Origin of the sequence: Escherichia marmotae (genome assembly GCF_002900365.1) — a bacterium.
GTDB classification, from domain to species: Bacteria; Pseudomonadota; Gammaproteobacteria; order Enterobacterales; family Enterobacteriaceae; genus Escherichia; species Escherichia marmotae.
Genome location: NZ_CP025979.1, coordinates 2,301,484 through 2,327,446 on the forward strand (window position 1 = coordinate 2,301,484; position 25,963 = coordinate 2,327,446).

Genomic DNA, 25,963 nt, shown 5'->3' on the forward strand with positions numbered 1-25,963 from the left:
AATAATTGAAGAAGGAATAAGGTATGGCGTTCAAACTCAAAACCTTTGCGGCAGTGGGAGCCCTGATTGGATCACTGGCACTGGTAGGCTGCGGTCAGGATGAAAAAGATCCAAACCACATTAAAGTCGGCGTGATTGTCGGTGCCGAACAGCAAGTTGCAGAAGTCGCGCAGAAAGTTGCGAAAGACAAATATGGCCTGGACGTTGAGCTGGTCACCTTCAACGACTACGTGCTACCGAACGAAGCATTAAGCAAAGGCGATATCGACGCCAACGCCTTCCAGCACAAACCGTACCTCGATCAGCAACTGAAGGATCGTGGCTACAAACTGGTTGCAGTAGGCAATACTTTTGTTTATCCGATTGCCGGTTATTCCAAGAAAATCAAATCACTGGATGAACTACCCAATGAAGCACAGGTTGCCGTACCGAATGATCCGACTAACCTCGGCCGTTCACTGCTGCTGCTGCAAAAAGTGGGGTTGATCAAGCTGAAAGATGGCGTAGGTCTGCTGCCGACCGTGCTTGATGTGGTTGAGAATCCTAAAAATCTGAAAATTGTTGAGCTGGAAGCACCGCAATTGCCACGTTCCCTGGACGATGCACAGATTGCTCTGGCGGTTATCAACACCACCTATGCCAGCCAGATTGGCCTGACTCCGGCGAAAGACGGTATCTTCGTGGAAGACAAAGAATCTCCTTACGTAAACCTGATCGTGACCCGTGAAGATAACAAAGACGCGGAAAACGTGAAGAAATTCGTCCAGGCTTATCAGTCTGATGAAGTTTATGAAGCGGCAAATAAAGTGTTTAACGGCGGTGCGGTTAAAGGCTGGTAATTTTTAGGCTGTTTCCACAATTTGTAATATCATTCAGGACGGGCGCTTGCCCGTCTTGTCATTTTTACAAGCGCCTGATTCAATATTGACGTTTTGATCATACATTGAGGAAATACTATGCGTGCTTTACCGATCTGTTTATTAGCACTCATGCTAAGCGGCTGTTCTATGTTAAGCAGATCCCCTGTCGAATCCGTTCAAAGCACTGCACCCCAGCCGAAAGCGGAGCCTGCAAAACCGAAAGCGCCGCGCGCCACGCCGGTCCGAATTTATACCAATGCTGAAGAATTAGTCGGCAAACCGTTCCGCGATCTCGGTGAAGTCAGTGGCGACTCTTGCCAGGCCTCTAATCAGGATTCTCCACCGAGCATCCCAACCGCACGTAAGCGGATGCAAATCAATGCCTCCAAAATGAAAGCCAATGCGGTATTACTGCATAGCTGTGAAGTCACCAGCGGTACGCCAGGCTGCTATCGTCAGGCTGTGTGCATCGGTTCAGCGCTTAACATTACGGCGAAATGAGCAGTTTCCAGTTTGATCAAATAGGTGTTATTCGCTCACCCTATAAAGAAAAATTCGCCGTTCCGCGCCAGCCTGGGCTGGTAAAAAGCGCCAACGGAGAACTGCACCTTATTGCTCCTTACAACCAGGCCGATGCCGTACGCGGCCTGGAAGCGTTCAGCCATTTATGGATCCTTTTCGTCTTTCATCAAACGATGGAAGGTGGCTGGCGCCCGACTGTGCGTCCGCCTCGTCTCGGCGGTAACGCCAGAATGGGCGTTTTCGCCACGCGTTCTACTTTTCGCCCTAACCCGATTGGGATGTCACTGGTAGAGCTGAAAGAGGTTGTTTGCCATAAAGATAACGTGATTCTGAAGCTCGGCGGTCTGGATCTGGTCGATGGTACGCCGGTGGTGGATATAAAACCTTACCTCCCCTTTGCCGAATCGCTTCCCGATGCCAGCGCCAGCTATGCGCAAAGCGCGCCAGCAGCAGAGATGGCGGTGAGATTTACCGCAGACGTCGAAAAGCAACTTTTGACGCTGGAGAAGCGTTATCCGCAGTTAACGCTGTTTATCCGCGAAGTACTGGCGCAGGACCCGCGCCCGGCCTATCGTAAAGGTGAAGACACGGGTAAAACCTATGCCGTCTGGCTGCATGATTTTAACGTCCGCTGGCGAGTCACCGAGACTGGTTTTGAAGTCTTTGCGCTGGAAGCGCGTTAAATTCACGCCCTTCTCTTTTGACATTTCTTCTGCACTGGTAAACTAAATCACTTTTTTGTCCCAGGCTCGCCTTGAGCCTGTTCTACCTTCCAACTGGAACCGTAACAACATGCGTACTAGCCAATACCTGCTCTCCACTCTCAAGGAGACACCTGCCGACGCCGAGGTGATCAGCCATCAACTGATGCTACGCGCCGGGATGATCCGCAAGCTGGCCTCCGGGTTATATACCTGGCTGCCGACCGGCGTGCGCGTTCTGAAAAAAGTCGAAAACATCGTGCGTGAAGAGATGAACAACGCCGGTGCGATCGAGGTGTCGATGCCAGTGGTTCAGCCAGCCGATCTGTGGCAAGAGAGTGGTCGTTGGGAACAGTACGGTCCGGAACTGCTGCGTTTTGTTGACCGTGGCGAGCGTCCGTTCGTACTCGGCCCAACTCATGAAGAAGTTATTACCGACCTGATTCGTAATGAGCTGAGTTCTTACAAACAGTTACCGCTGAACTTCTATCAGATCCAGACCAAGTTCCGTGATGAAGTTCGTCCACGTTTCGGCGTCATGCGTTCCCGCGAATTCCTGATGAAAGATGCTTACTCTTTCCACACTTCTCAGGAATCCTTGCAGGAAACCTACGATGCAATGTATGCGGCCTACAGCAAAATCTTCAGTCGTATGGGGCTGGATTTCCGCGCCGTACAGGCCGACACCGGTTCTATCGGCGGCAGCGCCTCTCACGAATTCCAGGTGCTGGCACAGAGCGGTGAAGATGATGTGGTCTTCTCCGACACCTCTGACTACGCAGCTAACATTGAACTGGCAGAAGCTATCGCGCCGAAAGAACCGCGCGCTGCTGCAACTCAGGAAATGACGCTGGTTGATACACCGAACGCGAAAACCATCGCTGAACTGGTTGAACAGTTCAATCTGCCGATTGAAAAAACCGTTAAAACACTGCTGGTTAAAGCCGTTGAAGGCAGCAGCTTCCCGCTGGTTGCGCTGCTGGTGCGCGGTGACCACGAACTGAACGAAGTAAAAGCGGAGAAACTGCCGCAGGTTGCCAGCCCGCTGACTTTCGCAACCGAAGAAGAAATTCGTGCCGTCGTTAAAGCAGGCCCGGGTTCACTGGGTCCGGTAAACATGCCGATTCCGGTTGTAATTGACCGTACCGTTGCGGCGATGAGTGATTTTGCTGCCGGTGCTAACATCGACGGTAAACACTACTTTGGTATCAACTGGGATCGCGATGTCGCAACCCCGGAAGTTGCTGACATCCGTAACGTAGTGGCTGGCGATCCAAGCCCGGATGGTCAGGGTACGCTGCTGATCAAACGCGGTATCGAAGTCGGTCACATCTTCCAGTTGGGTACTAAGTATTCTGAAGCTCTGAAAGCCTCCGTACAGGGCGAAGATGGCCGCAACCAGATCCTGACTATGGGTTGCTACGGTATTGGGGTTACGCGTGTAGTGGCTGCGGCGATTGAGCAAAACTACGACGAGCGCGGCATCGTATGGCCTGACGCGATCGCACCGTTCCAGGTAGCTATTCTGCCGATGAACATGCACAAATCCTTCCGCGTACAAGAACTGGCCGAGAAACTTTACAGCGAACTGCGTGCGCAGGGAATCGAAGTCCTGCTGGATGACCGTAAAGAACGTCCGGGCGTGATGTTTGCCGATATGGAACTGATCGGTATTCCACACACTATCGTGCTGGGCGACCGTAACCTCGACAACGACGATATCGAATACAAATACCGTCGTAACGGCGAGAAGCAATTAATTAAGACCGGTGACATCGTCGATTATCTGGTGAAACAGATTAAAGGCTGATGCCAGAAAGGGTCCTGAATTTCAGGACCCTTTTTTACATGGATTGTATAAAATGAATAAACCAAAGGCGTACTGTCGTCTGCTTCTCCCTTGCTTTCTTTTACTTTCGGCCTGTACCGTTGATATTAGTCAGCCAGACTCATCAGCCACAGCGGTAGATGCCGAGGCGAAAACATGGGCAGTCAAATTCCAGCATCAAAGCTCTTTTACCGAACAATCAATAACTGAAATAACTGAATCTGACCTCAAGCCCGGCGATTTGCTGTTCTCCTCAAGCCTTGGGGTAACCTCATTCGGTATCCGCGTCTTCAGCACTTCCTCGGTGAGTCACGTTGCCATCTATTTAGGTGATAATAACGTCGCAGAAGCGACAGGCGCTGGCGTCCAGATTGTTTCCCTGAAAAAAGCCATGAAGCATAGTGATAAGCTTTTCGTCTTACGAGCCCCGGATCTTACCCCGCAACAAGCCACAGATATCACCGCGTTCGCCAACAAAATCAAAGATAGCGGGTATAACTATCGCGGCATTGTCGAATTTATTCCGTTTATGGTGACCCGCCAGATGTGCTCACTGAATCCTTTTTCCGCAGATTTCCGCCAACAGTGCGTCAGCGGCCTGGCGAAAGCGCAGTTAAGCAGTGTTGGCGAGGGGGACAAAAAATCGTGGTTTTGTTCGGAATTTGTCACGGATGCATTTGCCAAAGCCGGGCATCCGCTTACGCTGGCGCAGTCAGGTTGGATTAGTCCTGCCGATCTGATGCATATGCGTGCTGGCGATGTCTCTGCGTTTAGGCCAGAAGCACAGTTACAGTATGTTGGGCATCTGAAACCAGGGATTTATATCAAAACGGGTCGCTTCGTTGGACTGACCCGGTGATAAAAGCCAGTCTCAGAGTGTTTATGCCGGATGTGGATTAAACGTTTGATCACTCCTAAGGAATGGGGGTGTTTTGTAGGCATGATAAGACGCGCCAGCGTCGCATCAGGCGTTGTGCACAGAATGCCGGATGCGGTGTGAACATCTTATTCGACCTACAAAATCGTGCTAATTCAAAACATTGCAATCTACTCTGTAGGCCTGATAAGCGTAGCGCATCAGGCAATTTTGCGTTTGTTTCTGCCACAAGCAGGTTTACTGCCCCAAACTACTGCAATCCTGGTTCGGGAAAAATTTACCAGCCGTATCGGGCGCTAATACCTTAGTCGGTGCCCCGATATCCGGATTAGCCTCAAGCGTAAAGTGACCTTCTACTGACAGCAGCACCGTTTTTTCACTGCTGCCGCGAGCAGCCAGATAGCCTCGTTCCAGCTCTGCGTTATTTGCCACCGCGAATCGTTTTCCGGTCGCACAATCAGTAAAAGTTGCTGCGTCAGCCATATAAAAATACATGCCACGCATGGTCATCGGCGTCATGGGCAAGCTGGATTTTGCCGGTTCCAGTGTGTAGTTGAACTGCGATTCAATCGGATTACCTTCACGATCGAGCATCTCCAGCGCATCACCTTTTGCCCGATAATATGACTTTTCGCCTTTAGTATCGGTTAATACAAGTTTGTCTGCGGTTCTCGCCCATGTACCGTAGGAAGCAAAAGATGAAGGCTCTTCACGAGCGCCCAGATAGCGCTCATTCATTACCCAGGTTCCATCTTTTTCGAGAAACAAAGAGGTTTCGATCCCTTCACAATCAGCACACGGCAGCACACCACGCCAGCTTTGCGGCATCGGTTTCAGCTCGGCGGCCTGCGCTGGGGAAAGCATATCTACTTCGGCCCGATTATTACATCCCATTAGAGTAAAGAGACTGATTACAGTCATCGCTGCTACTATCGCTTTTCTCACCATCAATTCCTTCTTTTTATTCCCGACCGCTGCGCACTTTGCCACGCAACGCCTTCACGGTTGATTTTTGTGCTTTCGATACCAGCCTGCGCTCTTTCGATGCACGGGTAGGTCGCGTCGGTCGTCGGGATTTTTGTACCGTTGTTAATTCTTTAATCACTGCCACCAGTCGGGCCAGCGCCGCTTCGCGGTTCAGTTCCTGGCTGCGGTATTCCTGAGCCTTAATGACAATCACACCATCACTACTAATCAGGTGATGGCTGGCGGCGAGCAGGCGCTCTTTGTAATACTCTGGCAGGCTGGAGGCCCGAATGTCAAAACGCAGATGAATAGCCGTTGAGGTCTTATTGACATGCTGCCCGCCCGCCCCCTGAGCACGAATGGCGGTGATCTCAAGCTCGCCATCGGGGATAGCAACATGTCGGGAAATCACAATCATGACGGTTGTTGCCAGACAGTTAAGTTTACTTCCAGATTATTCTTATCATCCGATAACCAGATAATGCCGTCCTGAATCGTTGCCTGTAGTGTCATGGTGCGATCGGCAAAGGCACTCACTTTTGCCAGTTGCTCGTCGTCCAGATACCAGACGAAAAGATTGGCAAACTGCGCGCATTTGTTCTGATTTTGCTGCCACCAGATCTGCGCCGCCCGACTATTATAGGCAAACAGCGCCACTTCCGCGGCCTGGGTGCAGGTTTTCTTAATTCGCCGCTCGTCCGGCAGCCCCAGTTCAATCCACAAATCAATACCTAAATGATCATTACGCAGCCACGCTTCCGGCTCGTCATCGGCACACAAACCACGGGTAAATTGCAGACGTTCATCGGCATATTTCAGCCATGCCAGAAGGCGCAGCATCATGCGCTCCTGAGTTTCTGAAGGGTGGCGCGCCAGCGTCAGAGAGGCATCGAGAAACTGGTTGCGGTCAAGATCGGCCACATTAACCGTCGCTTTATAAATTGTCGCTTTAAGCGCCATAAGAAAACTCCTTTCGAATCAGGAGGCCATTGTAACGGAATACGTGCAGTTGCGGCGCTGATATTGCAGAAATGAGTGTGGTATAGTCACCTTGCGAAACAGGGTTTATCTTCGTAGGCTTAGACTTGCATCCACGGTTAAGTCAGAGTGCTGACAGGAGGGCATGTGGAAAAATATTGTGAGTTAATACGCAAGCGGTACGCGGAAATCGCCAGCGGAGACTTAGGATACGTTCCGGACGCGCTGGGCTGCGTTTTGAAAGTGCTGAATGAAATGGCTGCCGACGATGCCCTTTCAGAGGCTGTCAGGGAAAAAGCAGCATACGCTGCGGCAAACTTACTGGTGAGCGATTATGTCAATGAATGATACGTATCAACCTATCAATTGTGATGATTACGATAATCTTGAGCTCGCCTGCCAGCATCACCTGTTGCTGACGCTGGAGCTGAAAGATGGCGAAAAATTGCAGGGTAAAGCCAATGATTTAGTGTCCCGCAAAAATGTGGAATATCTGGTCGTCGATGTCGCTGGCGAAACCCGCGAATTGCGACTGGATAAAATTACCAGCTTTAGCCATCCGGAAATCGGTACGGTAGTGGTGAGTGAGTCCTGATTCACTTTTGCCGGATGCGACGCATAGCGCGTCTTATCCGGCTACGCTGAACTAACTATTTCTCTGCCAGAAAAAACTTACACCAGCCTCATCTTCAGAAAAGCCTTCACGTGTAACAAAAATTCCCGCTGCCGCAATCAACGTTTCGCCATAAAACAGCAGTGGCGTAGTATCACGCAGCCACGGCGGCACACCCAGTTCCTGCCAGATTTTCTTTAACTTACGTCCACCGTTGCGCCCGACAATGTGCAGCAATCCCGACGCCTTAAAACGAACGCTAACCGCTTCGTCAGCACGCGGAGGACGAATATCTCCTCCCGCAGTAAACTGCACACTTCCCAGATCAGCCGGTAATTCCAGCGGCTGTTGCCACGCCAGCCACGGCACAATGGTTTCGCTTTGTCCGGCAACGGATTTAATCCACCACAGTTGCGACAGATAGCGACGGATTTCAAACGCGCCAAAGCGCAAACAGGGGGAAGCATCTTCCCGCGCCAGTGCAACTTCTTGCCAAATCCGTACCAGCGCATCGCGGGAAGGCATCGGCGCATTCAGCCCAGCCAGCCAGCGGCGGATAATCGCCGCGCGGCGGACATCGCTCATCGCCATCATTGGCGCAATCTGTAGCGTTCCCTGCGACGTTTGGCAGTGCGCTAAATCATCCGCCAGCAGTTCATCCAACAGGCTCTCTTGTTCAGCGCAAAGCGTGGCGCTGCGTGCCGTTGCTTCGGCAAAATGCGGCCAACGCTGCTGTAATAACGGCACCACGTGCAGGCGCAGGAAGTTACGATCGTAGCTATCGTCCTGATTACTTTCGTCTTCAATCCAGCGTAAGCCATGTTTATGTGCCCACTGCTCCAGCTCTCCACGTGTGCGAGTGAGCAACGGGCGGATAAGCCGGGTTCCGGCAAAATCAGATACTTCTCCCATAGCGGAAAGCCCGGCAGGGCCACTGCCACGTTTTAACGCCAGCAAAAAGGTTTCACATTGATCGTTAAGATGTTGTGCAGTGACCAGAACTTCTCCGGGTAACAGCGTTCGGGCAAATGCCTGATAACGCGCCTGCCGTGCCTGGGCCTCAATGCCTAACCCCTCTTGCGCAAGCTGCACGCGCTCAACCACCAGCTGCACCTGCCACTGCTGGCAGATATTTTCACAATGCACGACCCAGGCATCAGCATTAGCACTTAAACCGTGATGCACATGGATAGCGCGTAACGTGACGTCCGGATTTTCAGCCCGCCACTGCACCAGTTGATGCAGTAAAACGGTGGAGTCCAGTCCGCCACTAAAGGCCACCAGAATCTGGCGTGAGGCGAGAAGTTGAGTATTCAGCGTGAGTGTCATGATAGTGCGAATCTACAATAGAGATGCCCGGCACGTTACCGGGCAAATGCGGCGATGACAAGCCTTACAGCTCATACAGTTCCAGTGGCAGCCCGTCAGGATCGTTAAAGAACGTAAAGCGTTTTTGCGTATACGGGTCGACACGTATCGCTTCACATTTCACATTATGGCTTTCAAGGTGCGCCACTGCCGTATCAATATCATCAACGCTAAATGCCAGATGGCGCAGGCCGCAGGCTTCCGGTCGGCTGGGGCGCTCCGGTGGGAATGGAAATGAGAAAAGCTCAATCACGTACTGCCCGTTAAGCGCCAAATCCCCTTTCCACGAATCACGCGCTTCGCGATAAACTTCGCTTTGCAGCGTGAAGCCGAGAATATCGCAGTAGAAGGCTTTGCTCACCGCATAATCCGTCGCAATAATCGCAATATGGTGAACCTGTTTTAAACCCAACATAGAATCTCCTGCATTGATATGATACGCACGTGCATCACTATATATTGATAATACGCACAAATTACAGGAAAGATGAATCAGACATTTATACTCGTCATACTTTAAGTTGCATGTGCTGCGTCTGCGTTCGCTCACACCAGTCACTTACTTATGTAAGCTCCTGGTGATTCACTCGCTTGTCGCCTTCCTGCAACTCGAATTATTTAGAGTATACTCTGATTTTAAAACAACATCTCAAACGCCTGTAATAGCGGTTGAGATGCGGTTTGGTGAAGCGCTTTGCGGGAGATTACTCTGCGCTATTCTTGCTAACACTCTCGGCAATGCGGCGCAAATATTCGTTATTCTTAAACGCTATCATAATTAATTCGAAAGTCATACGACAGCTTATAAGGCCAATGACGGTATAAGCTACCCCTAAGATAATGTTTCCGCTAAATATGGAGAAGACACCGCCTATCAGTGTCAGCACCATAGCCAGCCAGTAAAAAAACACCAGAACACGCGGCATAAGAAGATGATCAAATCCTAAAATTGCTTTCATATTTTATCCTTAAAAATTCTATGAGATTGATAAAGTTATATTATTTTTGACCACTGTGTATATTTGTATATGCCTCCGAAATCGGAGTTATCAACATGAGTTCAAGAATTTTATGGCAGGGGAAAACGAAAGAAAGATTATCTAAATGTATTTATAATATGACTAAATAAACTACATAGAAAAAAAGGCCACCGAAGTGACCCTTTTCAGAAAATTTGCTGATTACGCGTAACCGTAGCTCATCAGTCGCTGATAACGACGATTTTTTAAATCTTCAGTGCTTAACACGTCGAGATCGGCCAGATCCGCCAGCAGTTGCGCTTTCAGAGACGCAGCCATCGCTTCCGGGTTACGGTGAGCGCCGCCCAGCGGTTCCGGGATGATGGAGTCAATCAGTTTCAGTTCTTTCAGACGCGGAGCGATGATGCCCATCGCTTCAGCCGCCAGCGGGGCCTTGTCTGCGCTCTTCCAGAGGATAGAGGCACAACCTTCCGGCGAGATAACGGAATAGGTGCTGTATTGCAGCATATTCACTTTATCGCCCACGCCAATGGCCAGCGCACCGCCAGAACCACCTTCACCGATAACCGTACAAACGACCGGTACGCCGAGGCGAGACATTTCACGCAGGTTACGCGCGATGGCTTCAGACTGACCACGTTCTTCTGCGCCCACACCCGGATAAGCCCCAGGGGTGTCGATAAAGGTGATGATTGGCATCTTAAAGCGTTCAGCCATTTGCATCAGACGCAGTGCTTTGCGGTAACCTTCTGGCGCTGGCATACCAAAGTTACGACGAATTTTCTCTTTGGTTTCACGGCCTTTCTGATGACCAATGATCATCACCGGACGACCGTCAAGACGGGCGATACCACCGACGATAGCTTTGTCATCTGCATACGCGCGGTCGCCTGCCAGTTCGTCAAATTCATCAAATGCCAGGCGAACGTAATCCAGGGTATAAGGGCGCTGTGGATGGCGTGCCAGTTGGGCAATCTGCCATGCACCGAGATCGGCGAAGATTTTACGCGTCAGTTCTACGCTTTTTTCACGCAGACGATGCACTTCTTCATCGATGTTAATATCCAGTTTCTCATCCTGGCGGCTAACCGCAGTCAGAGAATCGATTTTCGCTTCCAGTTCTGCAATCGGCTGTTCAAAATCAAGGAAATTCAGACTCATAGTATTCCTGTATTAGTCAAACTCCAGTTCCACCTGCTCCGAACCAATGAGGCCACGGAGATCGTTTAACAAACGATCGCTCGGAGAGACACGCCACGTCGCGCCAAAACGCAACCGTGCACGTGCATCCGCCCTCTGATAGTAGAGATGTACTGGAATTGTCCCAGAGCGGTGGGGTTCCAGAGACTGACGGAGTCGGTTTAAAAGCTGGTCATCAATTTGCCTGTCCGTCAGCGAGATAGCAAGCCCGCGAGCATATTTTTCCCGGGCTTCGTCAATATCCATCACTTCGCGAGCGGTCATTTTAAGCCCACCGCTGAAGTCATCAAAGCTGACCTGTCCGCTGACGATAAGTATGCGGTCTTTTTCCAGCAATTGCTGGTATTTATCCAGGGCGTCAGTAAATAACATCACTTCCAGCCGCCCGGAACGGTCATCCAGCGTGCAGATACCGATACGATTGCCGCGCTTGGTGACCATAACCCGCGCGGCAACAACGAGCCCCGCAGCCGTGGTGACTTTACCACGTTCTGTCGGGTGCATGTCTTTCAGCCTTACGCCTCCGACATAACGCTCAATCTCTTTTAAATACTGGTTGATCGGGTGGCCCGTCAGGTACAGACCCAACGTTTCGCGCTCCCCATCTAACACCACCTGCTCCGGCCACGGCTGGCAGCTAGCGTAGGATTGTTCAATTTGTTCCGGCTCTTCTGCCAGCACGCCGAACATATCGGCCTGGCCGATGGCTTCCGCTTTCGCGTGTTGATCTGCCGCTTTTAACGCATCGCCCAGCGAGTTCATTAACGCCGCGCGATGTGGCCCCAGGCGGTCAAATGCCCCTGACATGATCAGTTTTTCCAGCACCCGCCGGTTCAGTTTTTTGGTGTCGGTACGGGCACAAAGATCAAACAGTTCGCGGAAGTAGCCACCTTTATTACGGGCTTCGATGATGGCCTCAATTGGCCCTTCACCCACCCCTTTGATAGCGCCAATACCATACACGATTTCCCCGTCATCGTTGACGTGGAAATGGTAAAGACCGGAGTTTATATCTGGCGGCAGGATTTTAAGGCCCATCCGCCAGCACTCATCCACCAGGCCAACCACTTTCTCGGTATTGTCCATATCGGCAGTCATTACCGCCGCCATAAACTCTGCCGGATAGTGCGCTTTCAGCCATAACGTTTGATAAGACACCAAAGCATAGGCCGCAGAGTGCGATTTGTTAAATCCGTAACCCGCGAATTTCTCTACCAGGTCGAAGATTTTCATCGCCAGTTCGGCATTGATGCCGTTCTTTTCTGCACCTTCGGCAAAAACAGAACGCTGCTTGGCCATCTCTTCCGGCTTTTTCTTACCCATCGCACGACGCAGCATATCCGCGCCGCCGAGGGTATAGCCAGAAAGTACCTGGGCAATCTGCATTACCTGTTCCTGATACAGGATAATACCGTAAGTTGGCTCCAGAACCGGTTTCAGGCTTTCATGCTGCCACTGCACGTCTGGGTAGGAGATCTCCTCGCGACCATGTTTACGGTCGATAAAGTTATCCACCATCCCTGATTGCAACGGACCTGGGCGGAACAGCGCCACCAGTGCGATCATATCTTCGAAGCAGTCAGGTTGTAGACGCTTGATCAAATCTTTCATGCCGCGCGATTCAAGCTGGAATACCGCTGTGGTTTCCGAGCGTTGCAGCATGTCGAAACTTTTCTTGTCATCCAGCGGGATCGCGGCGATATCCAGCGGCGGCTCGCCATTTTTCGCCCGCCGCTTGTTGATCATCTCCAGCGCCCAGTTGATGATGGTGAGAGTACGCAGGCCGAGGAAGTCGAACTTCACCAGTCCGGCGTATTCAACGTCGCTTTTATCAAACTGAGTGACCGGATGTTTGCCTTCTTCATCGCAATAAAGCGGCGCAAAATCGGTAATTTTGGTCGGCGCGATAACCACCCCACCGGCGTGTTTACCCGCGTTACGGGTAACCCCTTCCAGTTTACGCGCCATGTCGATCAGCGCCTTAACTTCTTCATCCGCTTCGTAAATTTCTGGCAACTGCGGCTCGGCTTCAAACGCTTTCGCCAGCGTCATCCCCGGATCTGGCGGGATCAGTTTCGAGATACGATCGACAAAGCCATACGGATGCCCCAGCACGCGACCTACGTCGCGGATCACCGCTTTTGCCGCCATAGTACCGAAGGTGATGATCTGCGATACCGCATCGCGACCGTACATGTCCGCCACATGTTCGATAACCTGGTCGCGTTTCTCCATACAGAAGTCAACGTCGAAGTCAGGCATGGAGACACGTTCCGGGTTAAGGAAACGTTCGAACAGCAGGTCGAATTCTAGCGGATCGAGGTCAGTGATTTTCAGCGCGTAGGCCACCAGTGACCCCGCACCGGAACCACGGCCAGGCCCTACCGGTACACCGTTATCCTTCGACCACTGGATAAATTCCATAACGATGAGGAAGTAGCCAGGGAAGCCCATCTGGTTGATAACCTGGAGTTCAGTATCCAGACGCTCGTCATATTCCGGGCGGCGCTTAAGACGTTCTTCTTCGTCAGGGAATAAAAATGCCAGACGCTCTTCCAGACCTTCTTTTGCTCGCTTAACCAGATAATCTTCGGTGCTCATGTCCCCGGTCGGGAACTGCGGCAGGAAGTATTCACCAAGACGCACGGTCACGTTACAACGTTTGGCAATCTCCACGGTGTTAGCAAGAGCTTCCGGGATGTCGGCAAACAGCTCGCACATCTCCTCTTCGCTACGCATATATTGCTGCGGCGAATAGTTACGCGGACGTTTGGGATCGTCGAGGGTAAAGCCGTCGTGGATCGCGACGCGGATTTCGTGCGCGTCGAAATCACTGCTGTCAATAAAGCGCACGTCGTTGGTTGCCACAACAGGCAAACCGCGCCTTTCCGCCAGTTCCACCGCCGCGTGCAAATAGCTTTCTTCATCCGGCCTGCCGGTGCGAATCAATTCGAGAAAATAGCGATCCGGGAAGTGCTCTTCATAAAACGCGACACACTCATCTACCAGTGCGCTGTTACCACGCAAAAGGCTGCGCCCGACGTCGCCCATGCGTCCGCCGGAGAGGAGGATCAACCCTTCGTTTAATTCGATAAGCCAGTCGCGATCGATGATCGGCCCGGCGGCACCATACCCGCGCTGATACGCTTTTGAGATCAGCAACGTCAGATTCTGATAGCCGGTATTGTTCGCCGCCAGCACCGTCAGGTGGGTTAACTCATCACCCAGCAGGTCGCACTGGACATTAAAATCCGCCCCGACGATAGGCTTAATCCCTGCGCCATGTCCCGCTCCGTAGAACTTCACCAGACCGCAAAGGTTGGTGAAATCAGTGATCGCCAGTGCCGGCATCCCCAACGCCGCCGCCTTTTTTACCAGCGGCGCGGTTTTTGCCAGACCATCGATCATCGAGTAGTCGCTGTGCACCCGTAGGTGAACGAAACGTGGTTCAGACATCTTCAGATTCCGGTTTACTTAATCTCGACACAAGAATCAGGACGCAAGTCCCAGTGCGCGTTTGACAGGGCCAAAGCTGCGCCGATGGTGTTCGGTCGCACCGTGTTCAGCCAGTTTTTCCAGATGAAAAGCCGTTGGATACCCTTTGTGTTGGGCAAATCCATATTGTGGGTAAATGATGTCCAGCTCCGCCATTTCAGCATCGCGTGTCACTTTCGCCAGGATAGACGCCGCACTGATTTCCGGCACGCGACTGTCGCCTTTAACAACCGCCATCGATGGCATCGGTAATTTCGGGCAGCGGTTACCATCAATCAACACATATTCCGGCGCAATATGCAGCCCCGCTACGGCACGCTGCATCGCCAGCATGGTTGCGTGTAAAATATTCAGTTCGTCGATTTCATGAGGTTCCGCGCGACCCAGACTCCAGCTTAACGCCTTCTCTTTGATCTCTTCACAGAGCGCCAGACGGCGTTTTTCACTCAGCTTTTTGGAATCATTCAACCCGACAATCGGGCGCGCCGGATCGAGGATCACGGCAGCGGTAACGACCGCACCGACCAACGGCCCGCGCCCAACTTCATCCACACCTGCAACAAGCTGCGTATGCGGATAAACAAATTCGATCATTGTGCTAACTCCAGAACGGCCTGTGCCGCCTGCTCATCGGCATTGCAGCGGATCTGCTGATGCAGCTCGCGGAAAGTGTCGTGCATCGCATGGCTGGTTTTACCATTCGCCAACAGCGGTAACAGCGCCGCAGCCAGTTTTTGCGGCTCACACTCTTCCTGCAATAACTCTTTGACTAACTCTCTGCCCGCCAGCAAATTTGGCAGTGAGACATAATCAGTTTTCACCAGCCGTTTCGCCAGCCAGAAGGTGAAAGGCTTCATACGATAGCCCACCACCATCGGGCATTTCGCCAGCATACACTCCAGTGCTGCCGTGCCCGACGCCAGTAGCGCCGCATCGCTGGCGACCATCGCCTCACGGCCCATCCCATCCAGCAAATGAACCGACAGGTCTGGCGCGACTTCAGCTTTGATGCGTTCAAACTGCTCGCGGCGTTTGGCATTCACCAGCGGCACCACAATCTCAAGATCCGGATATGTCTGGCGCAAAAGCTGGGCCGTTTTCAGGAAATCGGCACTAAGCATTTCGACTTCCGCGCCACGGCTCCCCGGCAGCAACGCCAGGCAGTGGGCATCGTGAGGGATCCCCAACACATCTCGTGCGGCATTTTTATCTGGATCTAACGGCATGGCATCAGCCATTGTGTGGCCGATAAAACGGCACGACACGTTGTATTTGTCGTAAAACGCTTTTTCGAAAGGCAGAAATGCGAGGACTAAATCAGTGGCTCTGCCTATTTTGAAAACGCGTTTCTGTCGCCACGCCCACACGGACGGACTGACATAATGAATGGTTTTGATACCCTGCTTTTTGAGGTTACCTTCGAGGGTAATATTGAAGTCAGGCGCATCAATGCCAACAAAAACATCTGGCTTCAGTTCGCCAAAACGCTTTGTCAGATCGGCACGAATATGCAGTAAGCGACGCAGACGACCAAGCACTTCAACAATGCCCATCACCGCCAGTTCTTCCATTTCGTACCAGGCTTCGCAGCCTTCAGCCTGCATCCGTGGCCCGGCAACACCGACAAAGCGGGCGTTGGGCACACGTTCTTTCAGAGCGCGGATTAAACCGGCTCCCAGGATATCGCCGGAGGTTTCTCCGGCGACCAGGGCAATCGTTAATGGACTCTGTTCAGCCATTAACGAATCAGACCGCGCGTTGAGCGAGCAAAGAAATCGGCAAAGGCTTTCACTTCCGGATGCGTTTCCGCCAGTTCAGCAATTTCCGGTTTCACTTCATCAAGCGTTTTACCGCTGCGATAAATCAGCTTGTACGCATTGCGGATAGCGGTAATCGCCTCACGGCTGAATCCGCGGCGCTTCAGCCCTTCGATATTGACACCGAACGGCGTTGCGTGGTTACCCTGCGCAATGACATAAGGAGGGACGTCCTGTGCCACACCGGAGCAACCGCCAACCATCACATGCGCACCAATGATGCAGAACTGATGGACTGCGGTCATGCCGCCGATGATCGCAAAGTCGTCTACCGATACGTGCCCCGCCAGCGTTGCGTTGTTGGCGAGAATGCAGCGGTTACCTACCGTACAATCGTGCGCAATGTGCGCATTGATCATCAGTAAGTTGTCGCTGCCCACCTTCGTCAATCCACCGCCCTGGACTGTGCCACGATGAATGGTGACGCTTTCGCGAATGCGGTTACGATCGCCAATCTCCACACGGGTCGGTTCGCCAGCATATTTCAGATCCTGGTTAACTTCACCGATGGAGGCGAACTGATAAATCTCATTGTCGCGGCCAATTTTAGTATGACCATTCACGACAACGTGAGATTTCAGTACGGTATTCTCACCAATTTCGACATGGGGTCCAACGATACAAAAAGGACCAATGTGAGCGTTGGCACCAATCGACGCGCCCTCTTCCACAATGGCGGTTGGATGCACAAAGGCGGATTTATCAATCACGTATCAGGCCTCCCGGCTACGAGCACACATCATCGTTGCTTCGCAAACTACCTTACCGTCGACCAGAGCAACCCCTTTAAAACGGGTCAGGCCACGGCGCGTTTTTTCGAAAGTGACTTCCATGATCATTTGATCGCCTGGTACAACCGGGCGCTTGAAGCGCGCTTCATCAATACCGGCGAAGTAGTAAAGTTCACCCGGTTCCAGTTTTCCTACGCTTTTAAACGCCAGAATACCTGTTGCCTGTGCCATAGCTTCCAGAATCAGCACTCCCGGGAAAATCGGTTTTCCAGGGAAATGGCCCTGGAAGAATGGCTCATTGACAGAGACATTTTTAACTGCGCGCAGAAAACGACCTTCTTCAAAATCCAGCACGCGATCCACCAGTAAGAATGGGAAACGGTGCGGTAGAAGTTCTAAAATCTCTTCAATCTGCAGAGTATGAGTGTTAGTAGTCAAGATACTCTTCCTGTCAAAATATAAGAAACGATAATAATAACACGGCCTGCCGCAATCGTAAGAATGAGACAGGCCGTAAAGTTTGGCGAACAATAGATGGAACGTTAGTCTTGCTGATTAACCTTGCGCTCAAGCGATTTCAGACGCTTGCTCATATCATCAATGTTCATCACCAGTGCAGCGGTTTTGCGCCAGACTTTGTTGGGTTGCAGCGGAATGCCTGAGGAATAGACGCCAGGTTCAGTAATAGGACGCATCACCATACCCATGCCCGTAACCGTCACTTTATCGCATATTTCCATATGCCCGTTGATTACGCTGGCACCGCCGATCATGCAGTAACGACCAATTTTCAGGCTGCCCGCCATAATGACGCCACCGGCAACCGCCGTATTGTCGCCAATCACGACGTTATGTGCAATCTGACACTGATTATCAATGATCACGCCATTGCCGATCACCGTGTCATCCAGCGCGCCGCGATCGATGGTAGTACAGGCACCAATCTCCACGCGATCGCCAATAATCACGCGACCAATCTGTGGGATCTTCACCCAGTTACCACGATCGTTGGCATAGCCAAAGCCGTCTGCACCGATCACAGTTCCGGATTGGATCAGGCAATTCTGACCGATCTGGATCTCATGGTAAATGGTTACGTTCGCCCAAAGGCGCGAACCTGCGCCGATTTTGCTGTTTTTACCAACGAAGCAACCGGCACCGATAATCACGTTATCACCCAGCTCAACGCCGGACTCAATGACCGCGTTAGCGCCAATTGAGACGTTGTTACCCAGCTTCGCCGTTGCATCAATCACCGCACTTGGTGCAATGTTCTGCGCGGGCTGCGGCGTGGTATCTAAAATTTGCGCCATGCGCGCGTAAGTCAGGTAGGGATTCTTCACTACCAGTGCGGCACTTTTCGCGAAAGGAAGATCGTCCTGGGTCATCACAACCGCGGACGCCTGGCACAAGCCTAAATGTTCACGGTATTTAGGATTAACCATGAACGTAATATGACCTGTTTGTGCAGATTGCATGGACGCAACGCCGGTGATGACGATATCGCCATCACCGTGTAGTTCTGCATCCAACTGCTGCGCTAAATCAGCCAGTCGAATTGAAGGCATTACTTATTTAACCTGTTTCAGTACGTCGGCAGTGATGTCTTTTACATCGCTGCTGTTGTAAGCAACGGCGTTTGCATCAACAACCAGATCGATGCTCTGGCTGCTGGCAACGGATTTCACAGCAGTCTGGATACGAGTAACCAGTTTGCCGCGTTCTTCGTTGGAACGACGTGCGCGATCTTGTTCAAAAGCCTGCGCTTTCTGAGCAAAAGTCTGGCGCTGAGCCATCACGTCTTTTTCCAGCTTAGTACGATCGCTACCGGCTTTCATGGACTGCAGCTTTTTCATTTTAGCCTGCAGATCGGTTTCCATACGCTGCAGTTCGCTGGCACGGCCTTTGAACTCATTTTCCAGCGTGTTAGAAACACCGGTTTTCTGTGCTACCTGCTGGAACAGGCTACCCATATTGACGATTGCAATTTTGTCAGCCGCCTGAGCAGAAGTTGCCAGTGCTAAACCGAGACCTGCAGCTAATAACCACTTTTTCACAATAAACTCCTTACCATCCCATTTGCACCGGAAGGTGCAGTTCTTTGCGTGGCCCGGCGATCTTATAAAGATCGCCAAAAGTCATCGCTACACTACCACTACATTCCTTTGTGGAGAACACTTACCAGGTTTTACCAATGTTAAACTGGAACTGTTCTGCTTTGTCTCCATCGTACTTTTTGAACGGCTGGGCGTAGGAGAACACCAACGGCCCCAATGGGGACATCCATTGTAATGCGATACCCGCAGACATACGGATATTGCTTGGATCACTATAGTCCGGATATCCAGAATATTGGCTGGAATCCCAGTTTGTATCCCAAACAGTACCCATATCCCAGAAGAAGGAAGTGCGGACTGAGTTAGCATACTTGTCGCTAATGAACGGTGTCGGGGTGATGAGTTCGAGGCTGGCAACCGCCATGGCGTTACCGCCTACAGCATCATCCGATTTACACAGATCTTTTGCGCCGTCCTGAGTCGCACATTCGTAGTCGTAGTCCGGATCATAATTACTGGCCTGATGAGGGAAGTAAACCGCTTTCGGACCAATGGTGTTGGACTGGAAGCCACGCACGGTGCTGGAACCACCGGCATAGAAGTTTTCATAGAACGGCATCTCTTTGCCGCCTAAGCCATCACCGTAACCCCAACGAGTACGGCCCAGCACAACCCATTTGTGATCGTCGTCGATCGGCACATAGGTCGCCGTGTCTAACGTCACTTTGTAGTATTCGTTATCCGATCCCGGAATGGTCACTTTACCCGTCAGGTTGACACGCGAACCATCCGTCGGGAAGTAACCACGGTCGAGCTTGTTATAGGTCCAGCCATAGTTGAACGTGAAGTCGTCCGTTTTGAAGCTGTTATCTTGATCAGAGGTGCTCGGATGTTCACCCATAGAGTAGAGATAACGCCACATCGCGACCTGCGGCTGCATGTTAGACAAGGAGTTATGTACATAACCCAGACCTGCACGCAGCGAGTTGTATTCGTTAACCGGGAAGCCTAACGTCACGTCTGTACCATAACTCTTGTTGGTATAGTCGGACAGGTCGGCGTCATCTGCCTGGAAGTCATTATAGAAGACACGACCACCAAGGCTTACGCCATCTACAGTGAAGTATGGGTTGGTAACGGACAGTTCAGCATAGGTCTGGTAATCGTTTTTAGTACCGTTAATACCAACAGCATAACCCGTACCTAACCAGTTATCCTGCTGTACGCCCGCCTGGAAGCTCACGCCACTTTCTGTACCGTAACCAATACCGAAGTTGAAGCTACCGGTGTTACGTTCTTTGACCTTGTAAACCACATCAACCTGGTCCGGACTACCCGGAACACGTTGGGTATCGGTATCAACCGTTTCAAAGAAGCCCAGACGATTCAGACGTTCTTTGCCCTGATCAACCAAATCGCTGCCTAACCAGGCACCTTCCATCTGGCGCATTTCACGGCGCAGGACGGCATCTTTCGATGTGTCGTTACCTTCAAAACGGATCTTACGCACGTAGAAACGGTTACCCGCATCGACATTCACACGTAATTTAACGGTTTTGTCGGCATCGTTAATTTCAGGCATCGACTGTACGCGCGGATAGGCATAACCATAGCGACCGAGAAGCTTTTTAATATCATCTTCCATTTTGGTCACTTTGGTGCCGTTATACAGCTCACCCGGCTCGATTTTCGTCAGTTGCTCAATTTCAGCGGAGTGGCCGGCAAGATTGCCGCTCACTTCAACACCAGAGAGCTTATACTGATCGCCTTCGGTGATGTTCACCGTGACGTAGATACCTTTCTTATCAGGCGTCAGACTGACCTGAGTCGAGTCAATGTTGAAACGGGCATAACCGCGATCCAGATAGTAACTGCGCAGGGTTTCAAGATCGCCCGCCAGTTTCTGTTTCTGGTATTTACGATCACCTACCACGTTCCACCACGGCACTTCGTCACGCAGTTGGAAATGAGAGATCAGTTCGTCGGTGGTGAAAGCATGGTTACCAACAATGTTGATTTGCTGGATTTCTGCTGACACACCTTCCTGGAACACCACTTTAAGGTCAACACGGTTACGCGGCAGTGGTGTCACGACAGCTTTTACGCTGGCGCTGTATTTACCGACGCTGTAGTAGAAGTCTTCCAGACCTTTTTCGATATCAGCAATGGTGGTGCGATCAAGAGATTCGCCCACACGCACGCCAGAAGCCTCGAGGTTTTGCTTCAGCATGTCATCTTTCACCGATTTGTTACCGGAGAAAGTGATGCTGGCAATGGTCGGACGTTCTTTTACCTGAACCAGAAGGGTATCACCATCACGAAGGACGCGAACATCCTCAAAGTTGCCGGTAGCAAACAGAGCGCGAATGGTATTACTGATATCTTCATCATTAACCGTGTCGCCTGTGCGCACCGGCATACTGAGGAGGGCCGCACCAACGGCGACACGCTGAAGGCCTTCGAAATGAATGTCTTTCACTACGAACCCTTCAGCACCGTATACGGTGGCGCTGCTAAACAGCAGCGACGCTATGAGCAACTTTTTCATCGCCATCGTTATTATGCGTTCTTCCTAACTAACTCTCATAACCGAGAGAAATCATTGAAAAGTGCAAGCCCCATTAACAACACCAGCAGAATCGAGCCAATGCGATAACAAAAGTCTTGAACCCGCTCGGATACCGGTCCGCCCTTGATCTTTTCGATCGCAAGGAACAGCAGATGCCCCCCGTCAAGTACGGGCAACGGAAACAGGTTAATTATCCCTAAGTTCACGCTAATAAGCGCAAGAAACGGCAGATAATAAACAACCCCGAGTTCCGCTGTCATCCCAGCCCCCTTGGCGATAGAGATCGGCCCACTGAGGTTGTTCAGTTTCACATCACCGGTGATCAATTTTCCCAGCATACTGACCGTCAGCTTCATCAACTGCCACGTTTTGTCCGTGGCTTCGACGATGGCGTTGAACGGCCCATACTGGCGTACAACTTTATACTCATCTGGCAAAGGAATGACTTTCGGCTCAATACCGACAAAGCCAATCGCCTTGCCATTACCCGGTTTGCTCTCCGGGACTAATGTTAAAGACAAGGGACTCCCCTGCCTTTCAATTTCCAACGCTAAGGCTTTACCCGGGTTATCCCGGACAAGCATCACAAACGCCACCCATTGCGTTAATGGCTGACCATCGACTTTAACGATCCTGTCGCCTGCTTGCAAACCCGCCTTGCTTGCCGCTGAGTTTGGCTGCACATTTTCCAGTACAGGTTCAATTTGCGGCCCACGGGGACGAATCCCCAAAGAAGATACAGGATCTTCTTTATCAGGCTCAAACGCCCAGTGACGTAAATCGAGCCTTACATCGCGTCGCAGGTCGCTGCCGAATGGTGCTACGGTAACGGTGGTACTTTCATCGCCAATTTTATCGACCAACTGCAAACGCACAGCATCCCAATCAGGCGTTTCGATACCATCAACAGCTTTTAGTTCCGTACCTGGTGCAATTTGTGCTTGCGCAGCTATCGAGTTGGGTAATATTTCGCCAACCACCGGACGAACACCAGGCACGCCAATGATAAAAACCAGCCAGTAGGCAAAGATAGCAAAAATGAAGTTTGCAACCGGACCTGCGGCTATAATCGCCGCACGTTGGCCGACAGATTTATTATTGAAGGCCTGGTGGCGGAGTTCCGGAACAACCGGTTCTGCGCGCTCATCCAGCATTTTGACATAACCGCCCAACGGGATCAGGGCGATGACATATTCAGTGCCTGACTTATCAGTCCGGCGCCAGAGCGCCTTACCAAAGCCTATCGAGAATCGCTCAACGCGGACACCACAACGCCGGGCAACCCAGAAATGACCAAATTCATGCACGGTGATAAGCACACCCAGTGCAACGATGAACGAAGCCAAATCCCAGAGAAAACTCAGCATAATACCTTCCGTCAAAGCGTCCTGAATACCAGCAACAACAGACAAGCAAAGACCGGCACCGCAGCCGTCAGGCTATCAATACGATCCAAAATACCGCCGTGTCCTGGAATTAAATGACCGCTGTCCTTAATTCCTGCTTCACGCTTAAACATGCTCTCGGTCAAGTCGCCTAACACTGAGGCTAACGCCGCGACAATAGAGCAAATGAGTAAGGTGATAGGTGCAACGTTCAAATTCGCCCACATGCCGTAACCCCATGAGATTACCGCTGCGGTCGCGAGTCCGCCAATAAAGCCCTGCCAGGTCTTGCCTGGAGAAACCTTCGGTGCCAACTTATGTTTGCCAAACAATTTGCCAAACATATATGCGCCAGAGTCGGCTCCCCAGACCAGGATCATGACATAGAGCAGCCATATCGCGCCACTGTAATGATTCTCGTCATAGTGCCATGTCCGTAACGCCAGCATGCCCCAAAAGAAGGGAACAATGGTTAATACACCAAAGATAATGCGCAATGTTTTGGAGTTTCGCCAGATTGCCGCAGAACCGGGGTAGAATAACACCAATAACAACGCAGCAACCCACCAGCCAAGCGAAGCCCAAAGCGAGACTTCAACCAGCGGTTGATGGATATTTCGGTGATATTCTGGCAACAGAAAAAGCATCAGCGCCAGCAATAACCCGCACAGCACCGCCAGCCATACCCGCTGCGAGCGAGTGGTAAAACCGCTAAGCTGTCCCCATTCCCACGCTGCCAGCATACAGACCACCAGCGTAACAATAGCGAACCCCACCGGCGGCAACAGAAACAGTGCCGCGATGACTACGGGTATTAAAACAAAAGCAGATATCAGGCGATACTTCAGCAAAAGCGACCCCCATCAGGCTGTTTCATCACCAGGCTCGGTGCCGCCGAAACGACGCTCTCGATTAGCAAAGGCATTTAACGCCCCTTCAAAGTCTTGTTCATCGAAATCGGGCCAGAGAACATCTGTAAAGTAAAGTTCGGCATAGGCAATTTGCCAAAGCAAAAAGTTACTAATGCGATGCTCTCCCCCAGTCCTAATTACTAAATCTACAGGGGCCAGTTCATGCATACAGACATGCTGGTTTAGCATCTCTTCATCTATCTGATCCGGTTGCAGATTTCCTTGCTGCACCTTTTCAGCCAGTTGCCTGACGCCCTGGACTATATCCCAACGTCCACCGTAGTTCGCCGCAATATTCAACGTCAGACCGGTATTCCCGGCAGTTAACGCTTCAGATTTACGAATACGTTCTTGCAAACGCGAGTTAAAGCGACTGGTATCGCCAATAATACGCAGACGCACGTTATGCCGATGCAGGCTTTTTACTTCGCTATCAAGCGCCCACACAAACAGTTCCATTAACGCACTGACTTCCTGCGCTGGTCGGTTCCAGTTTTCACTACTAAAGGCATACAGCGTTAACGCCTCAATACCGTTGTTGGCCGCAAAAGAGACCGCCCGACGGACCGATTTAGCCCCGGCTTTATGCCCGAAGGCACGAATTTTCCCTTGCTTTTTTGCCCAGCGCCCGTTGCCATCCATAATGATCGCGACATGGCGACAGCCATGAACTGGCAATTTTTCGCTAAGTGGTTGAGTAGCAGACAACATCACGCGTTTCTTATTCCCTGAAAGGGTTTACGGTACTCAGGAATACTGAAGCCTATACAAAAAAAAGCCGTGTCAAACCACGGCATACCTGACCTTAGAAAGCCAACTACTTACGATCAGATGGCGCAGACTATATCACTGAAGCCCTACGCTAACAAATAGCACGACTCTCTGTAGCCGGATTATCCTCAGCTTGCGAGACGCATCACCTCTTTTCTGGCGACCTCGCGCGCATTGACATCAACAGACAACACATCGTCCACGCATTGTGGTTCGCGCATATCCATTTTTTCCAGCACGGATAAATTCAACGCGGCGATATCCGTAAAACGAATCCGTTGCGCAAGGAAGGCTGCAACACTAATTTCGTTTGCGGCGTTCAATGCCGTCGTCGCAGCCTGGCCTTGTTCAAACGCATCCATCGCCAGTTTCAGACATGGATAACGTTCATAATCCGGTGCGGAAAATGTCAACGCACTCAGTTTGCAAAAATCGAGCGGCTTCACGCCAGAGTTCACGCGATTCGGCCATGCCATGGTGTGGGCAATTGGCGTTCGCATGTCGGGTTCACCCAACTGCGCCAGAACACTGCCGTCCTGATAACGCACCATTGAGTGAATCACTGACTGCGGATGAATCAGCACTTCCATCTGGCTGGCGCAGGCGTTAAACAACCAGCGCGCTTCAATGTATTCCAGACCTTTGTTCATCATGGTGGCCGAATCGACGGAAATTTTACGTCCCATCGACCAGTTCGGATGTCGACAAGCTTGATCTGGCATCATTGTTGCCAAATCACGCAATGGCGTCTCACGGAAAGGGCCACCAGACCCGGTAAGTAAAATGGACACCACGCCATTTTGCTCAAGGTCAGCGTATCCCAGATTGTGCTGAATAGGTTGCGGTAAACTCTGAAAAATGGCGTTGTGTTCGCTATCGACGGGTAATAACTGCGCTTTGCTCTGCTTTACGGCGTCCATGAACAGACGTCCACAGGTGACCAGTGATTCTTTGTTTGCCAGCAGTATGGTTTTACCCGCGCGGATCGCGGCAAGCGTAGGTAGCAGGCCTGCGGCACCGACAATCGCAGCCATCACCTGATCAACATCGTCAAGCGCCGCCATATCGCAAGCAGCCTGCTGGCCACTTAAGACTTCGGTGCGGCTACCTTGTTGTTGTAGCGTCGTTTTAAGAAGTTTCGCACTCGCTTCATCGTCCATAACAGCATAGCGGGGAGAGAATTCCAGGCACTGTTCTACCATGCGAGTGACATTTTTTCCTGCCACCAGGGCAACTACGCGGAAGTGTTCGGGATTATGGCGCACCACGTCCAGCGTGCTGCAACCAATCGAGCCGGTCGAGCCCAGAATGGTGAGTTGCTTCATGAAACATCC

At 51.4% G+C, this 25,963-nt stretch carries 26 protein-coding genes; 7 read left to right on the forward strand and 19 right to left on the reverse strand.

Annotated features, from left to right (window positions below; genetic code table 11):
- Positions 1–23 precede the first annotated feature (23 nt).
- From metQ to C1192_RS11955, 5 genes are all read left to right on the forward strand, one after another.
- Positions 24–839, forward strand: a complete 816-nt coding sequence (gene metQ / locus C1192_RS11935; RefSeq protein WP_000874673.1) for a methionine ABC transporter substrate-binding lipoprotein MetQ — start codon at positions 24–26, stop codon at positions 837–839.
- A 117-nt stretch (positions 840–956) separates the two neighbouring features.
- Entirely contained in the window at positions 957–1,361 is a 405-nt protein-coding gene (gene rcsF, locus C1192_RS11940) for an envelope stress sensor lipoprotein RcsF (RefSeq protein WP_001202319.1), read from the forward strand.
- A complete protein-coding gene (tsaA, locus tag C1192_RS11945) occupies positions 1,358–2,065 on the forward strand; it encodes a tRNA (N6-threonylcarbamoyladenosine(37)-N6)-methyltransferase TrmO (protein WP_038354608.1) in 708 nt (235 codons plus the stop codon). The genes rcsF and tsaA overlap by 4 nt, the downstream gene beginning before the upstream one ends.
- 109 nt (positions 2,066–2,174) lie before the next feature.
- Complete coding sequence (gene proS, locus C1192_RS11950) at positions 2,175–3,893, forward strand: proline--tRNA ligase (RefSeq protein WP_001260711.1); 1,719 nt, start codon at positions 2,175–2,177, stop codon at positions 3,891–3,893.
- Between the two features lie 52 nt (positions 3,894–3,945).
- Positions 3,946–4,770: a YaeF family permuted papain-like enzyme gene (locus C1192_RS11955; protein ID WP_016249636.1), complete on the forward strand. Its 825-nt coding sequence runs from the start codon at positions 3,946–3,948 to the stop codon at positions 4,768–4,770.
- A gap of 255 nt (positions 4,771–5,025) precedes the next feature.
- Here the strand turns inward: C1192_RS11955 and nlpE are convergent, their stop codons facing one another.
- The 3 genes from nlpE to C1192_RS11970 are packed head-to-tail and all read right to left on the reverse strand — an operon-like array spanning position 5,026 to position 6,714.
- Positions 5,026–5,736, reverse strand: a complete 711-nt coding sequence (nlpE, locus tag C1192_RS11960; protein ID WP_038354609.1) for an envelope stress response activation lipoprotein NlpE — start codon at positions 5,734–5,736, stop codon at positions 5,026–5,028.
- A 13-nt stretch (positions 5,737–5,749) separates the two neighbouring features.
- Positions 5,750–6,172 (reverse strand): alternative ribosome rescue aminoacyl-tRNA hydrolase ArfB, encoded by a 423-nt coding sequence (gene arfB, locus C1192_RS11965; RefSeq protein ID WP_000635552.1) that lies wholly within the window; start codon positions 6,170–6,172, stop codon positions 5,750–5,752.
- Positions 6,169–6,714 carry a YaeQ family protein gene (locus C1192_RS11970; RefSeq protein WP_038354610.1) on the reverse strand — a complete coding sequence of 182 codons (546 nt, stop codon included), beginning with the start codon at positions 6,712–6,714 and terminating at the stop codon, positions 6,169–6,171. Before C1192_RS11970 ends, arfB begins: the two co-directional genes overlap by 4 nt.
- A 165-nt stretch (positions 6,715–6,879) precedes the next feature.
- On the opposite strand from C1192_RS11970, the gene C1192_RS11975 reads away from it, so the two are divergent.
- Together C1192_RS11975 and rof are read left to right on the forward strand one after the other, a co-directional pair.
- The gene (locus C1192_RS11975; RefSeq protein WP_000417058.1) at positions 6,880–7,080 is read left to right on the forward strand and encodes a YaeP family protein; all 201 of its coding nucleotides are present in this window, start codon (positions 6,880–6,882) and stop codon (positions 7,078–7,080) included.
- Positions 7,067–7,327 carry a Rho-binding antiterminator gene (gene rof, locus C1192_RS11980; protein WP_001517780.1) on the forward strand — a complete coding sequence of 87 codons (261 nt, stop codon included), beginning with the start codon at positions 7,067–7,069 and terminating at the stop codon, positions 7,325–7,327. The genes C1192_RS11975 and rof overlap by 14 nt, the downstream gene beginning before the upstream one ends.
- Positions 7,328–7,378: 51 nt before the next feature.
- Here the strand turns inward: rof and tilS are convergent, their stop codons facing one another.
- The 16 genes from tilS to ispC all read right to left on the reverse strand — a co-directional run bounded on the left by tilS (position 7,379) and on the right by ispC (position 25,954).
- Positions 7,379–8,674, reverse strand: coding sequence for a tRNA lysidine(34) synthetase TilS (tilS, locus tag C1192_RS11985; protein ID WP_038354611.1), 1,296 nt, complete (start codon positions 8,672–8,674; stop codon positions 7,379–7,381).
- A 64-nt stretch (positions 8,675–8,738) separates the two neighbouring features.
- Positions 8,739–9,128 carry a VOC family protein gene (locus tag C1192_RS11990; RefSeq protein WP_038354612.1) on the reverse strand — a complete coding sequence of 130 codons (390 nt, stop codon included), beginning with the start codon at positions 9,126–9,128 and terminating at the stop codon, positions 8,739–8,741.
- 289 nt (positions 9,129–9,417) lie between these two features.
- Positions 9,418–9,672 (reverse strand): DUF4282 domain-containing protein, encoded by a 255-nt coding sequence (locus C1192_RS12000; RefSeq protein WP_000644312.1) that lies wholly within the window; start codon positions 9,670–9,672, stop codon positions 9,418–9,420.
- A 222-nt stretch (positions 9,673–9,894) separates the two neighbouring features.
- Positions 9,895–10,854, reverse strand: coding sequence for an acetyl-CoA carboxylase carboxyl transferase subunit alpha (gene accA, locus C1192_RS12005; RefSeq protein WP_000055741.1), 960 nt, complete (start codon positions 10,852–10,854; stop codon positions 9,895–9,897).
- A 12-nt stretch (positions 10,855–10,866) separates the two neighbouring features.
- Positions 10,867–14,349, reverse strand: coding sequence for a DNA polymerase III subunit alpha (dnaE, locus tag C1192_RS12010; RefSeq protein ID WP_001294787.1), 3,483 nt, complete (start codon positions 14,347–14,349; stop codon positions 10,867–10,869).
- 36 nt (positions 14,350–14,385) lie between these two features.
- Positions 14,386–14,982 carry a ribonuclease HII gene (gene rnhB / locus C1192_RS12015; RefSeq protein WP_000569435.1) on the reverse strand — a complete coding sequence of 199 codons (597 nt, stop codon included), beginning with the start codon at positions 14,980–14,982 and terminating at the stop codon, positions 14,386–14,388.
- Positions 14,979–16,127 (reverse strand): lipid-A-disaccharide synthase, encoded by a 1,149-nt coding sequence (gene lpxB, locus C1192_RS12020; protein WP_038354613.1) that lies wholly within the window; start codon positions 16,125–16,127, stop codon positions 14,979–14,981. The genes rnhB and lpxB overlap by 4 nt, the downstream gene beginning before the upstream one ends.
- Positions 16,127–16,915: an acyl-ACP--UDP-N-acetylglucosamine O-acyltransferase gene (gene lpxA / locus C1192_RS12025; protein ID WP_000565976.1), complete on the reverse strand. Its 789-nt coding sequence runs from the start codon at positions 16,913–16,915 to the stop codon at positions 16,127–16,129. Before lpxA ends, lpxB begins: the two co-directional genes overlap by 1 nt.
- 3 nt (positions 16,916–16,918) lie before the next feature.
- Positions 16,919–17,374: a 3-hydroxyacyl-ACP dehydratase FabZ gene (fabZ, locus tag C1192_RS12030; RefSeq protein ID WP_000210739.1), complete on the reverse strand. Its 456-nt coding sequence runs from the start codon at positions 17,372–17,374 to the stop codon at positions 16,919–16,921.
- Between the two features lie 104 nt (positions 17,375–17,478).
- Positions 17,479–18,504, reverse strand: a complete 1,026-nt coding sequence (gene lpxD, locus C1192_RS12035; RefSeq protein WP_001139277.1) for a UDP-3-O-(3-hydroxymyristoyl)glucosamine N-acyltransferase — start codon at positions 18,502–18,504, stop codon at positions 17,479–17,481.
- A 3-nt stretch (positions 18,505–18,507) separates the two neighbouring features.
- Positions 18,508–18,993: a molecular chaperone Skp gene (gene skp, locus C1192_RS12040; protein ID WP_000758958.1), complete on the reverse strand. Its 486-nt coding sequence runs from the start codon at positions 18,991–18,993 to the stop codon at positions 18,508–18,510.
- 121 nt (positions 18,994–19,114) lie between these two features.
- Positions 19,115–21,547 carry an outer membrane protein assembly factor BamA gene (bamA, locus tag C1192_RS12045; protein WP_038354614.1) on the reverse strand — a complete coding sequence of 811 codons (2,433 nt, stop codon included), beginning with the start codon at positions 21,545–21,547 and terminating at the stop codon, positions 19,115–19,117.
- A 29-nt stretch (positions 21,548–21,576) separates the two neighbouring features.
- The gene (gene rseP / locus C1192_RS12050) at positions 21,577–22,929 is read right to left on the reverse strand and encodes a sigma E protease regulator RseP (protein WP_038354615.1); all 1,353 of its coding nucleotides are present in this window, start codon (positions 22,927–22,929) and stop codon (positions 21,577–21,579) included.
- 11 nt (positions 22,930–22,940) lie between these two features.
- Entirely contained in the window at positions 22,941–23,798 is an 858-nt protein-coding gene (gene cdsA / locus C1192_RS12055; RefSeq protein ID WP_000922453.1) for a phosphatidate cytidylyltransferase, read from the reverse strand.
- A 12-nt stretch (positions 23,799–23,810) separates the two neighbouring features.
- Positions 23,811–24,569, reverse strand: a complete 759-nt coding sequence (ispU, locus tag C1192_RS12060) for a (2E,6E)-farnesyl-diphosphate-specific ditrans,polycis-undecaprenyl-diphosphate synthase (protein WP_001517776.1) — start codon at positions 24,567–24,569, stop codon at positions 23,811–23,813.
- A gap of 188 nt (positions 24,570–24,757) precedes the next feature.
- Positions 24,758–25,954, reverse strand: a complete 1,197-nt coding sequence (gene ispC / locus C1192_RS12065; protein ID WP_038354616.1) for a 1-deoxy-D-xylulose-5-phosphate reductoisomerase — start codon at positions 25,952–25,954, stop codon at positions 24,758–24,760.
- Positions 25,955–25,963 lie beyond the last annotated feature (9 nt).

Coding starts and splice junctions, on each gene's coding strand:
- metQ (WP_000874673.1), top strand. CDS start 24: ATGGCGTTCAAACTCAAAACCTTTGCGGCAGTGGGAGCCCTGATTGGA.
- rcsF (WP_001202319.1), top strand. CDS start 957: ATGCGTGCTTTACCGATCTGTTTATTAGCACTCATGCTAAGCGGCTGT.
- tsaA (WP_038354608.1), top strand. CDS start 1,358: ATGAGCAGTTTCCAGTTTGATCAAATAGGTGTTATTCGCTCACCCTAT.
- proS (WP_001260711.1), top strand. CDS start 2,175: ATGCGTACTAGCCAATACCTGCTCTCCACTCTCAAGGAGACACCTGCC.
- C1192_RS11955 (WP_016249636.1), top strand. CDS start 3,946: ATGAATAAACCAAAGGCGTACTGTCGTCTGCTTCTCCCTTGCTTTCTT.
- nlpE (WP_038354609.1), bottom strand. CDS start 5,736: ATGGTGAGAAAAGCGATAGTAGCAGCGATGACTGTAATCAGTCTCTTT.
- arfB (WP_000635552.1), bottom strand. CDS start 6,172: ATGATTGTGATTTCCCGACATGTTGCTATCCCCGATGGCGAGCTTGAG.
- C1192_RS11970 (WP_038354610.1), bottom strand. CDS start 6,714: ATGGCGCTTAAAGCGACAATTTATAAAGCGACGGTTAATGTGGCCGAT.
- rof (WP_001517780.1), top strand. CDS start 7,067: ATGTCAATGAATGATACGTATCAACCTATCAATTGTGATGATTACGAT.
- tilS (WP_038354611.1), bottom strand. CDS start 8,674: ATGACACTCACGCTGAATACTCAACTTCTCGCCTCACGCCAGATTCTG.
- C1192_RS11990 (WP_038354612.1), bottom strand. CDS start 9,128: ATGTTGGGTTTAAAACAGGTTCACCATATTGCGATTATTGCGACGGAT.
- C1192_RS12000 (WP_000644312.1), bottom strand. CDS start 9,672: ATGAAAGCAATTTTAGGATTTGATCATCTTCTTATGCCGCGTGTTCTG.
- accA (WP_000055741.1), bottom strand. CDS start 10,854: ATGAGTCTGAATTTCCTTGATTTTGAACAGCCGATTGCAGAACTGGAA.
- dnaE (WP_001294787.1), bottom strand. CDS start 14,349: ATGTCTGAACCACGTTTCGTTCACCTACGGGTGCACAGCGACTACTCG.
- rnhB (WP_000569435.1), bottom strand. CDS start 14,982: ATGATCGAATTTGTTTATCCGCATACGCAGCTTGTTGCAGGTGTGGAT.
- lpxB (WP_038354613.1), bottom strand. CDS start 16,127: ATGGCTGAACAGAGTCCATTAACGATTGCCCTGGTCGCCGGAGAAACC.
- lpxD (WP_001139277.1), bottom strand. CDS start 18,504: ATGCCTTCAATTCGACTGGCTGATTTAGCGCAGCAGTTGGATGCAGAA.
- bamA (WP_038354614.1), bottom strand. CDS start 21,547: ATGGCGATGAAAAAGTTGCTCATAGCGTCGCTGCTGTTTAGCAGCGCC.
- rseP (WP_038354615.1), bottom strand. CDS start 22,929: ATGCTGAGTTTTCTCTGGGATTTGGCTTCGTTCATCGTTGCACTGGGT.
- ispU (WP_001517776.1), bottom strand. CDS start 24,569: ATGTTGTCTGCTACTCAACCACTTAGCGAAAAATTGCCAGTTCATGGC.
- ispC (WP_038354616.1), bottom strand. CDS start 25,954: ATGAAGCAACTCACCATTCTGGGCTCGACCGGCTCGATTGGTTGCAGC.